The sequence below is a fragment of the Paenibacillus senegalensis JC66 genome (assembly GCF_000285515.1).
Lineage (GTDB): Bacteria > Bacillota > Bacilli > Paenibacillales > NBRC-103111 > Paenibacillus_L > Paenibacillus_L senegalensis.
Genome location: NZ_HE610960.1, coordinates 249,821 through 261,308 on the forward strand (window position 1 = coordinate 249,821; position 11,488 = coordinate 261,308).

Below are 11,488 nucleotides of genomic sequence, written 5' to 3' on the forward strand. Positions count from 1 at the left end.
TTCCTCATAATGGCTGCTCTCACCAGCTAAGCAATACTTTACCCTAGAATAAGTTCAACGAGGCTGCATAAATTTTATCGTGTAACGATGCGGCCGTCCTCCAGAATCTCGGCCCCGGGGGAAACGTCAGAAATTCGCCGGAACAGCTGCTGACCCTGCTCATCCTCCATCACAACCGGTTTGGCCCACTGGGTAAAAATCGGGATCATCCGCAGATCGCAGCCCTCTGCTGAGCAAGCGGCCTCAAGAATTGCGGACTCGAGCGTTTGCGGAGCATCCTCTCTTGTAGTAAATATAAAGTTGCCCAGACTGTATGCAATCCACTTGCCCTTATACTGTTCAAAGCCCTGCAGCACATGGGGATGACTGCCGATGATCAGATCAGCCCCGGCATCGATAAAGCGCCTGGCCAGCTCCTTTTGCGTCTCATTGGGCTCATTCATTCTTTCCTCGCCCCAATGAGCAAGCACAATGACCAGGTCGGCTTCTTCCTTCGCGTTTGCTATCGCTTCTACCGGCTTAGTGTGATTGTATGTATCCGCCAATCCTTCGGGAAATTCGTGTCCGGCCTTCCAATCGCCGCTTGGGACCACTCGGGTGAAATTCAAGAAAGCGATGCGCAGCCCTTCCTCTTCCCATATGAAAGGGCGAAAAGCCTCTTCCACATCCCGGCCGGCTCCCACGCGGTGGATACCGTTCTTATCCAGATGGTCGAGTGTGTCGAGCAGGCCGATGACGCCGTAATCCATCATATGATTGTTAGCCAAGGACACCAGATCAAAGCCGGCCTCCTTGAATGCAGGCAGCACCTCGGGTGAAGAGCGATAGACGAAGCTTTTCTCTTCTTCAGGGGTTCCCCTGTCCGTGATAGGCGTTTCCAGGTTGGCCACCGTAAAATCTGAGGCTTGCAGCAAGCTTCTGACATCCTGATAAGGATAATCATACCCGTACTGCTTCAACAAATTCTCTACGGTGCTCCCCAACAGGACATCTCCGACGAAGGAGATGGTTACGGTCCCCTGCTGCCCCTGCTGCGACACCCCTTCTTCCTCTTCATTCTCAGCCCCGGATGGATCCGGTTCCGCAGCCGGCTCTTCCTCCGGCTCGTTCTCTGGTGCCTCTGATGGCTCGAGGCTAGGCTCATGACTGGGATCAGGGGTTGGCGCAGGCTCTGGAGAAGGCTGGGAAATACCGGCATTTGCCGGGTCTCCAGGTTCCTCGCCCATAGGCAAGGTGTCTCTATTCATCCATACGTAAGTACCGATAATGACCACAATCAACAGAAATAAGCTGTACACGGCCCCTTTTAACAGTCGGTGGTTGCTCTTTTTCTTCTTAACGAGAATTCTGGCAGTTCTTGTTTTTTGCATAGAAACGATTCTCTCCTATTCCATTGAAACGTAGGGACCGGTCTCCCTATCTATTCTAGCTCCATCATTTATTATAGCAGATTAGTCCTGCAAATTACTTCTCCTTCATGCAAAACCCGCCTTCCCTCCTAATTCCGGTCTGCCTTTATTCTCTTAAAATAGGCGTTTAGCCTGAAAGACATTGGTCTAATGAAATGATAAGACGGCGCTCCCTCAGGTTTTTGCAAACAACCGGAAGGATCATTATGAACCGTATAACTTTGCAAGAACGGGGGTACAATGATTGGGCTGTAACCCGGCTTTTTGCAAGATTATAATTTTTGTAATCACTGTTTTTTGAACAGGGGGGGTGCACGATTTTAGACGAACGCAGCACTTCAATTCTCGCCTTGCTCCAGGAATCCCGGGATTATGTGTCCATCCAGCAGATTATGCAGACTTTTCATATATCCAAACGAACGGTCTACTACGACATGGACAAAATCAACCATTGGCTCAAGAGCCACCAGCTGGAGCCGGTCCAGTATGTGCGGGAAACGGGTTTTCTGCTTCCCCCGACTAGCCGCAAAAAGCTCCCGACAACAGTCAGGCAGGTGCATCCCGCGCAATACCATTTGTCACGCAAGGAGCGTTCCGCTTGGCTCGCTATTTATTTGCTGACCTGCACCGCCCCTGTTTATCTGTATCACCTGGAAGAGCTGCTCAATGTCAGTCGCGGAACAGCTCACAAAGAGCTAAAAGCGCTGGGCCTCGAAATAACCGAACACGGACTGGAGCTTGAGTTTTCACGCAAGAAGGGCTATTCGATCCAAGGGAGCGAAGCAGACAAAAGGAAAGCGCTAGCCTACTATTTATCCCAAGTGATCGCTCAAGTTAGCTGGAAGGACTTTGTCACGCCGCTGCAAGGACTGATCAATGCGGCGCTGTCGCAAAAGAAGCTCCCTCTGCTGCAGGAAGATCACTTGTCACTTGTCTACGACATTATCGTCTCGGGAGAACAGCTTTCCGGCATGGAGCTGACGGACGAAGCCGTTCATCATTTGGCATCAAGGCTAATGCTGTTTACCAATCGGCTGCTGAATGGACAAAGCGTATCGATGGATGAGGATGAAAAACAAGCTCTGCGGGAAACACCTGTTTATCCGGTTGCTGAACAAATAGCGAAAGAGCTGGGCAGGCTGTTCAGCGTGACATTTCCCGAGGATGAGGTCTGCTACATTACTATGCATCTTCTTGGGGCAAGGGTTAATCGGATGGCGGAAAGCAATACGGACCAGGAAGCAGAAAAAATTGAACGGGCAACCGTGCGGATGATCGACCAATTCGAACGGCTCGGTTGTGTGTTCTTTCATCATCGGGAGCAGTTGGAGAAGCAGCTCTACCAGCATGTCAAGCCTGCTTATTACCGTATAAAATACGGGCTTCATGTTGACAATCCGCTCGCCGATACTGTGAAGTCCAAGTACAGTGAAGTGTTTGATTTGACTAAACGAGCGGCGGAGCCTCTTCAGGAGCTGCTGAACAATCGGATTAACGATGAAGAGATTGCTTACCTGTCCATGCATTTCGGAGGATGGCTAAGACGCGAGGAGGTAAGCCCGGTGGCCCGCCAAAAAGCGGCGATTGTATGCGTAAACGGCATCTCCGCTTCCCGCATGCTGAAGATTCAGCTTGAGCAGCTGTTTCCCTCGTTGGATTGGATTGCCATTCTTTCCCTCCGCGACTACGAAAAATTCGAGGAGCAGGTCGATTGGATTTTTTCCACCGTTCCTTTAGCCGAGAGGGATGTCCCGGTGTTTGTCGTTAGTCCAATTCTGACGGAGGAACAAAAGACAACGCTGCTTCAACAGGTGCAGCAATCGCCAGCAGCTCACGGCGGCTCCTTGATCACCTATGGCTCTGTTCAGAATCTGTTAAAGGTCATCGGGCAGCATGCCACAATTAAGGATGAAAAAGCATTGACAGAAGATTTGACCCGTTATTTAGGCAGAGCCAAACCGGTCATCCCCCCTGCCACGGACAGCCCAAATCTTTCCGCGCTGCTGAACGGAGACACTATTCAGATCAAGAACCAGGTCAAGGATTGGGAAGAGGCTATCCGGCTGGCATCACAGCCGTTGATCGGGCGCGGAGCGATTACAGCCCGCTATGTGGAAGCGATGATTGCTAAGGTGAAGGAGCGAGGTCCCTATATCGTTGTCGCTCCCGGCATTGCCATTGCCCATGCGAAACCGGAGGATGGAGTAAATGCTACCTCGCTGGCTTTGCTCAAGCTGAACCGGCCCGTAGCCTTCGGCCCTGAAGAGAAGCATCAGGTGCTTGTGCTGTTCGTGCTCGCTAGCAGGGATGGGCAATCTCATCTTGCTCCACTGTCGCAGCTGACTGTTCTTCTGAGAGACGGGAATAAGAGATCTATTTTGGAAGAAACTAACGATATTCAAACCATACGGAATCTTCTGCAAGACTCCGATACTTAAAACGCCGCTTACTATTCAAGGAGGTAGCACAACATGAAATTTCTAGATAAAGGGCTGATCTCCCTGGATTATGAAGCCCAAGACGCTGCAGACGCTATTCGTAAGGCAGGACAACTTCTTGTTGATTCGGGAGCAGCGAAAAGCCGCTATATCGACGCTATGCTGAATTCGTATGAGGATAAGGGGCCCTATTTCGTCCTCGCCCCCCATATTGCCCTCCCTCATGCCAAACCGGAGGACGGGGTTAATGAAGCATCGGTTTCCATGCTGCGGCTGAAACATCCAATCGCATTCGGCCATCAAAAGAACGATCCTGTTCATCTAGTATTTGCGTTAGGGGCTTCGTCCAGCTCTGAACATATCGCCCTGCTGCGCAGGCTTACGACTCTGCTAAGCAACCCTTCCCAGGTTGAACAGCTGCGCAGCGCCGCCACTGAACAGGATGTTCATGATCTGCTTGCCCAGACCCAGAACTAGGCCGTGTCAGCTATATAGGCGGCAGCAAGTACAGCCATCGGCACGAGCACCTGGCAGGAAAGCATGATTCCTGCTCTTTGAAACAATCTTACCTTACACCAACTGGAGGAATGAACAAATGAAGATTATTTGTGTTTGCGGATTAGGTCAAGGGACTAGTTTGATTCTAAGAATGAATGTGGAGAATGTACTGAAGGAAATGGGTGTCCAGGCAGACGTCGATCATATGGACGTGTCCACCGCATCCGGCACCCAGGCTGACTTCATTGTAACCAACAATGAACTGGCTCAAAGTTTGCAGGGACATTCTGCGAAGATCGTTCTCGTGAATAATTATTTTGATTTGAATGAAATTAAGGAAAGCTTGCAAGAAGCTTTGTAAGACCAAATTGGTAAGCCACTTTACTTTGTTTAGGAGGAAACAATGTGGACGTAATTTTTTGGGTCGCGACCAATATCTTTGGCACTCCTGCGATACTGCTTGGTTTTATCGTCCTGCTGGGACTGCTTCTGCAAAAAAAATCAACCAGCCAGGTTATTAGCGGCACCTTCAAAGCCACGATCGGCTTTTTGATCATCGGTGCCGGATCCGGGGTTATTGTCAATGCGTTAACCGTATTTGAACCCATGTGGAAAGAAGTGTTCGGGCTGGAGGCGGAGTCGCTCGGCCAATTTATGGGTCAGGAAGTGTTTAATGCCCGTTTCGGCAGCGCTGTGACTTTGGCTATGTTTCTCGGGTTTTTGATTAACGTGCTCCTCGCCCGTCTCACGAAATTCAAGTACATCTATTTAACCGGTCATATGATGTTCTGGACTTCTACCGTATTTGCCGGGGTTGTCGTGCACACGGCAGGAGACGTTCCTTTCTGGGGCTTGGTGCTGTTCCTATCGGTCATTCTCGGCTTGTACTGGACATTCCAGCCTGCTGTTACTCAACCCTTCATGCGTAAAATAACAGGCAACAACAACATTGCTCTCGGCCATACTTCCGCCTCCGTTGCTTTGCTTGGGGGACTGTTCGGAAAATGGTTCGGCAACAAGGAGAACGATTCCGAAAAAATCAAGGTGCCGAAAGGCCTTGAATTTCTGCGTGACTCCAATGTCATTACCGCGCTCAGCATGGGCGCTCTGTTCCTGATCGGAGCGATTGTCGTCTCCCTGAAGGATACACCGGGAGCCCAGGAGCTCGTTGCTCTGGCCGGCGATCAGAACTTCCTGATTTATTCTATCGTCGAGTCTTTAACCTTTGCCGGTGGAATCGCCATCGTTCTAATGGGGGTTAGAATGTTTATCGGGGAGCTGGTTCCAGCCTTTAACGGAATCGCAACCAAGCTCGTTCCCGGCGCCATACCTGCGCTCGATTCCCCTGTCGTTTATCCTTATGCGCCAAACGCCGTTATTCTGGGCTTTATCGGAGCGTTTGCCGGCGGATTAATCTGGCTTGTCGTGCTTGGCAGCACGGTCGCTTATATTTTCGTTCCGACCATGATTGTCTTATTCTTCCATGGGGCTACCGCCGGGGTGTTCGGTAATTCAACCGGTGGTGTTCGAGGGGCGTTAATGGGCGGCTTCATTACAGCGACGATAGTAGCCTGGGGACAATTCTTTATGGTGCGTTACCTGATCGCATCTACGGTTCCGGACACGGCTATGTGGGCCGCGGATTCCGATATGTTCTTGATCGGGCCGATTATTCGTCTGCTCGCTCAGCTGCTGTTCTAATTCGCCCATTTGCAAAATTAAACAAACCCTGCAAGCAGATAGAGAGCTGTTTGCAATTAGGAGAAGGAGGGCCTGCTTTATGAGCTTCATCCGTACATTAGATAAGGATATTGCCAAAGAAGAGCTTGGCTTTACGTACTCTCATGAACATATTGTGTGCCGACCAGCCTTCTGGTCCGAACGCGGGGAGAATGACCTCCTCCTCGATGATCCGGCCAAATCCGAGCTGGATGTGCGTGATTTTCAAAAACACGGAGGCCAGGCTATTGTTGATGCAACAGCCGTAGATTATGGCAGAGATGTACCCGCTGTCTATCAGATCTCGCAAAACACCGGAATCAAAATAATCGGTACGGCAGGCTTTAACAAAAGCTTCCTCTGGAAAGCTAGAATCAAGGACGAGCTAAAGCCGCTCATAGGCGATTATGAAACCTATGAGCAGTGGATAGAGGCGGCGTCGGTCAATGAGCTGGCTGATTTTGTTATCAAGGAAGTGGAAGAAGGCTTGGAAGGCACCCCCTTCAAGGCGGGCCAAGTCAAATTCGGCACCGGGTATAACCGCATTTCCCCGCTAGAAGTGAAGACCTTGCGGGCGATCGCAAGAGCGCATCATGAAACGAAAGCCCCCATTCACTCCCATACCGAGGTCGGGACGATGGGGCTGGAGCAGCTCGAGCTGTTAAAAAGCGAACAGATCGATTTAAGCTTCGTCAGCCTGGGGCACATGGACCGCAACCCCGATCCGTATTATCACGAGCAAATCGCCAGCACAGGTGCTTATCTAAGCTTCGATGGTATCGGCAAAATCAAATACGCTCCGGAAAGCACGAGAATATCGCTGATCCTTGATCTCGTGCGCAAAGGTTACGAAAATCAGATTTTGATCAGCGGCGATACAGCCCGCAAAACGTATTACAAGCACTATGACCACGGGCTCGGATTGGAGCATATTATCGCCAATTGGGTTCCCCGCTTTAAGCTGGAGGCGGATAAAGCCGGCTTTGATGGAGAGAAGTTAATTGAGAAGTTCTTTGTAAGCAATCCGGCAGAATGCTTCTCTTTTAAACGCTAAGTCCTAAGGGGGCATTGCCAGATATGCTATATGAACAGCAAAACAGCTTTGAGATCAAGGAGCAAATCGCGGAAAAAAAGTGTGCCATTCTCCCTATAGGCGCTGTAGAAGCGCATGGTCCCCACCTTCCCTTGGGAACTGATAATCTATTGGCGGAGCGGCTGGCGGAAAGGCTGGCGGAACGGACAGACAGCTTCGTACTGCCTACCCTTCCCTACGGGCAAGTCTGGAGCTTGAAGAACTTCCCCGGCAGTCTTAATGTGTCCAATGAAGCTCTTATTCAATTATTGTATGATATTGGAGAAAGCTTGTATCAGCAAGGCTTCCGGATTTATGTCATGCTTAATGGACACCTTGGCAACGCTCAAGCATTAAAAGACGCCGCACGACTGCTGTATCAGGATTATCCGGATTTAAAAGTATACTACTTCTTCTATCCGGGCTCCAAAGAAGCAATCGCCGAGGTCAGAGAGACTCCTGCTGCCCATGCCGCTTATTTTCACGCGTGCGAGCTGGAAACCTCTTATATGCTATATCTTGCTGAAGAATTTGTCGATATGGAAAAAGCGATCAAGGATATTCCCACTATTTCTATTGAAGCAGATTGCACGCCGACCCCTTGGGAGGAGTTCACCTCTTCCGCTGTGCTAGGCGATGCTACGCTGGCTACTAAAGAGAAAGGGGAAAGGGTTGTGGAAGCCAGTCTTGCGGCGATGACCCGAATCCTCAATGATGCCAAGCAACGACTTTTGAGTAAAGGAGACGCATCTTCATGATCTCTGCTTATTTTGACCACATTCGCAGCATGCTTGCCCAAGTTGAGCAGCAGGAAAGTGAAGCGATGAATCAGGCTGCCGCCAAAGTTGCTGAATCTATAAGCCAGGACGGAATCGTTCACTTGTTTGGTTGCGGACATTCTCATATTTTGACCGAGGAAGTGTTTTACCGCGCCGGCGGCCTAGTGCCGATTCGGCCGATTTTTGTTGAAAAGCTGATGCTGCATGAGGGAGCTGTCCGATCTTCCGAATTGGAGAGACAAAACGGGCTCGCAGAGACGTTTATGAAGGATCAGGATATTCGTCCCGGCGAAGTGATGTTTGTGCTGTCCACCTCCGGGCGCAATCCTGTCCCTGTCGATGCAGCCTTGGCCGCTAAGGCCAAAGGGGCGATTACTGTGGGCATCACCTCCCTCGAGTATTCGCAAAGCCAAAGCTCAAGACATCACAGCGGCAAGCACTTGTTTAATTCGGTCGACATTGTCATTAACAATTACGCTGTGCCGGGAGACGCTGTTTTGCGGCATCCTGAGGTGAAGGTGCCTTTCACCCCAACCTCAACCGTGATCGGCGCCGCCATCCTGAACGCTATATTGGCCAAATCGGTGACTCTTATCGCCGAGAGCGGGATGGAGCCCCCCGTCTTTCTTAGCGGAAACATAGATGGTGCGGATGATCATAACCAGGCGCTAATAAATAAATATAAAACGCGCATTCCGCTGCTTTCGTAAGATTCGACTTTCGGATACTAAGAGGAGGAGATACCATGGTAGCAAGAAAATTAACGATTCAAAACGAGCAGGGATTCCATGTTCGTCCCGCTGAGTTGTTTTCCGACAAAGCGGCTGAATTCAGTGCTTCCATTAAGGTGAAAAATGCTTCCGGTGAAGAAGCAGATGCCAAAAGCATGCTGGAACTGATGACACTTGGTCTGGAGAAAGGATCGCAAATTACAATTGAGGCCGAAGGTGAAGACCAGCAGGAAGCCGTGGATGCCCTCGCCGATCTGGTGGAAAGCAAGTTTGGTGAGCAGTGATGAGCTCCGTAACGATCAAAGGGCTGGGGGTTTCCGACGGAATAAAGATCGGAAAGGCTTTTGTCTATAAGCCTGTCCAGCACTCAAGCCGTAACGATGAACCCATTGCGGAGGACCAGATCGAAGAGGAGCTTGAACGCCTTTCCCAGGCTAAGCAGAAGAGCTATGAGGAATTAATGGCTCTGGCTGACCGAACGAAAGCGGCACTTGGCGAAGAGAAAGCCGGAATCTTAAGCGGACAAGCCAAGCTTCTGTCGGATCCGGCCTTCTACCCGAAGGTAGAACAGCATATTCGGGAGAAGCTTAGCCGGGCTGAGAATGCCGTACAAACGATGGTTGATCATTTCGCAAGCCGCTTTGAAAGTATAAACAATGCCTATATGCAGGAAAGGGCTGCTGACATTCGCGACCTCGGAAGACGGCTGCTTGGCCACCTTTATGGGGATCAGCAGCCAAGTCTCGCAGAGCTTGCCGAAGAAGTCATTCTGATCGCGGATGACCTGGCCCCCTCGGACACCGTACAGCTCAATAAGCAGTTCGTTTTGGGCTTTGTAACCCGCGCCGGGGGGCAAACGTCGCATACCTCCCTGCTTGCCCGCTCCCTAGGTATTGCTGCCGTTGTTGGAGCAGGCGATGCCATTGACTCCATCCGTGACGGAGATCAGCTTATCATCGATGGCGGTCAAGGCTTGTGTCTGCTTCACCCGGAAGCAGCGGATGTAGAACGCTATCGCAAGCTGCAGCAGGAAGAGGCGGACCGCATTAGGGAATGGGACAAATTTCAGTCTCAGCCGGCACAGTCGAAGGATGGTGTACGCGTAGAGACCGCAGCCAACATCGGCACGGTGCAGGAGGCTGAAACGGCTGCGGAAAGAAACGCTGAGGGGATAGGCCTGTATCGCACGGAGTTCTTATTCATGAACAGCAAGCAGCTGCCTGACGAAGAAGAGCAGTTTGCGGCCTACAGGCAGGTAGCCGAGTATATGGGCGAACGCCCGGTTATCGTTCGAACTTTAGACATTGGCGGCGATAAAGAATTAGGCTACATGAATTTACCCAAGGAGGATAATCCGTTTCTCGGCTATCGGGCCATCCGCATTGGCCTTGACCGCAAGGAGCTGCTCCTTACCCAGCTCCGGGCCATCCTCAGAGCCAGCGCTTACGGCAATTTGAACATCATGTTCCCGATGATCTCCAGTCTTAGCGAATGGCGCCAAGCCAAACAGCTCTATGAGCAGGCGCGTCAAGAGCTTATGAACGAACAGGCAGCCATTTCGGATCAGATTCAGCTGGGCATTATGGTGGAAATTCCGTCAGCGGCCCTGCAGGCTCCCGCCTTTGCCAAGGAAGTGGATTTTTTCAGTATCGGCACTAACGATTTGGTTCAATATACTCTGGCTGTGGACCGGATGAATGAAAAGGTCGCATATTTGTACGATTATTTCCACCCTGCTGTACTTGTCCTCATTCGCCAGGTCATTGAAGCCGCGCATCAGGAAGGCAAGTGGGCAGGCATGTGCGGCGGTATGGCGGGTGATCCGCTTGCCGCTCCATTACTGTTGGGAATGAGGCTCGATGAGTGGAGTATGGAGTCCGCCGCCATTGCCAAGATTAAGAAAACGATCTCTCATCTTGACAGCCGGGATTGCAAGCGATTAGCCGAAGAACTGCTTAAGCTGGATACCCCGGAAGAAGTCAGGGAGCGGTTAAAGCAGTATCGGAATCAGACTTCACCAGAATAGAAACGCAAACCCCAATCCATGGGCGTATGGATATACACCTATGATTGGGGTTTTCCCTTTCACAATCCAGAGCTGCCCTGCACCCGGCTCCTGCCGCGGTAATGGCTTGCGGAATTGCTTCCGCCAAAGTAAATCTCTCCCCAAGCTTCATTCATTAATTCCTGCTTTTCATTACCCCTCGCCATTTAACAGCAGAGCCTTCAACAAATCGAACTCTGTTTTGGTCTGATTGATCCTCGCCCCTTCGCGGGTGAGCGTAACACGTTTTAAATGAGTTCATCTGATCCCTGCATGATGTCCACCCCCGCTGCGCCTTGACTAAAAAGCTGAATTGGATCATTCGAATGGAGTTTAGCGAGAACTGAGCCTGGAAAAAAGTGATTGCTACCTTACTGTCAGCTTTGCTATAATGGTGATCGTTCTCACGAAAAATCTACGCATCAAATGCGTTACGCCAAGGCACTGCTCCGCCCGAGCTAACGTACCTCAAAGGGCTTGACATGGTTTCAGTTCCGCCGGAAATGCATCAACCTGTTCCATTCTGATGTATTTCTCCTGTTTTTGAATTCGTACTTCTCAAGCTTTCACTTTTATTCTTTGAATGTTGAACGTTTATTCTTTGAACGTTGCGCTTTTTGTATTTGTTATATTGCCTTATCTTCTTTTTCTCACTGCTTACAGGCACAGCTGGTTAAGCCGGTCTCCGGCCTAGCCTCCTTTTGTGTCCCTATTTTTGCACTGGACAGGTTATGGTTTGTGATCTGGTTTATGATGAGTTTGGGTTTGTGATGGGTTTGGGTTTCTTATAATCCATAT

Annotated in this window: 11 protein-coding genes; 9 read left to right on the top strand and 2 right to left on the bottom strand. The window is 50.5% G+C overall.

Annotated elements, in window-relative coordinates:
• Positions 1-74: 74 nt before the first annotated feature.
• On the bottom strand, positions 75-1,370 hold the full coding sequence (locus PSHG_RS16720; RefSeq protein WP_010274937.1) for a CapA family protein: 1,296 nt from the start codon (positions 1,368-1,370) through the stop codon (positions 75-77).
• A 380-nt stretch (positions 1,371-1,750) separates the two neighbouring features.
• On the opposite strand from PSHG_RS16720, the gene PSHG_RS16725 reads away from it, so the two are divergent.
• From PSHG_RS16725 to ptsP, 9 genes are all read left to right on the top strand, one after another.
• Positions 1,751-3,847 carry a BglG family transcription antiterminator gene (locus PSHG_RS16725; protein WP_026021428.1) on the top strand — a complete coding sequence of 699 codons (2,097 nt, stop codon included), beginning with the start codon at positions 1,751-1,753 and terminating at the stop codon, positions 3,845-3,847.
• Between the two features lie 33 nt (positions 3,848-3,880).
• Positions 3,881-4,324: a PTS sugar transporter subunit IIA gene (locus PSHG_RS16730; protein WP_010274943.1), complete on the top strand. Its 444-nt coding sequence runs from the start codon at positions 3,881-3,883 to the stop codon at positions 4,322-4,324.
• Positions 4,325-4,442: 118 nt separating this feature from the next.
• Positions 4,443-4,706, top strand: a complete 264-nt coding sequence (locus PSHG_RS16735; RefSeq protein WP_010274946.1) for a PTS sugar transporter subunit IIB — start codon at positions 4,443-4,445, stop codon at positions 4,704-4,706.
• 44 nt (positions 4,707-4,750) lie between these two features.
• Complete coding sequence (locus tag PSHG_RS16740) at positions 4,751-6,046, top strand: PTS ascorbate transporter subunit IIC (RefSeq protein WP_010274949.1); 1,296 nt, start codon at positions 4,751-4,753, stop codon at positions 6,044-6,046.
• A 79-nt stretch (positions 6,047-6,125) separates the two neighbouring features.
• Positions 6,126-7,118 (top strand): phosphotriesterase family protein, encoded by a 993-nt coding sequence (locus tag PSHG_RS16745; RefSeq protein WP_010274953.1) that lies wholly within the window; start codon positions 6,126-6,128, stop codon positions 7,116-7,118.
• Positions 7,119-7,141: 23 nt separating this feature from the next.
• Positions 7,142-7,894, top strand: a complete 753-nt coding sequence (locus PSHG_RS16750; RefSeq protein WP_010274957.1) for a creatininase family protein — start codon at positions 7,142-7,144, stop codon at positions 7,892-7,894.
• Entirely contained in the window at positions 7,891-8,625 is a 735-nt protein-coding gene (locus PSHG_RS16755; protein WP_010274962.1) for an SIS domain-containing protein, read from the top strand. Before PSHG_RS16750 ends, PSHG_RS16755 begins: the two co-directional genes overlap by 4 nt.
• A gap of 35 nt (positions 8,626-8,660) precedes the next feature.
• A complete protein-coding gene (locus PSHG_RS16760; protein WP_010274966.1) occupies positions 8,661-8,930 on the top strand; it encodes an HPr family phosphocarrier protein in 270 nt (89 codons plus the stop codon).
• Positions 8,930-10,672, top strand: a complete 1,743-nt coding sequence (gene ptsP / locus PSHG_RS16765) for a phosphoenolpyruvate--protein phosphotransferase (RefSeq protein ID WP_010274969.1) — start codon at positions 8,930-8,932, stop codon at positions 10,670-10,672. Before PSHG_RS16760 ends, ptsP begins: the two co-directional genes overlap by 1 nt.
• Before the next feature lie 59 nt (positions 10,673-10,731).
• On the opposite strand, the gene PSHG_RS31750 is transcribed toward ptsP, so the two are convergent.
• Complete coding sequence (locus PSHG_RS31750; protein ID WP_262362367.1) at positions 10,732-10,857, bottom strand: hypothetical protein; 126 nt, start codon at positions 10,855-10,857, stop codon at positions 10,732-10,734.
• Positions 10,858-11,488 lie beyond the last annotated feature (631 nt).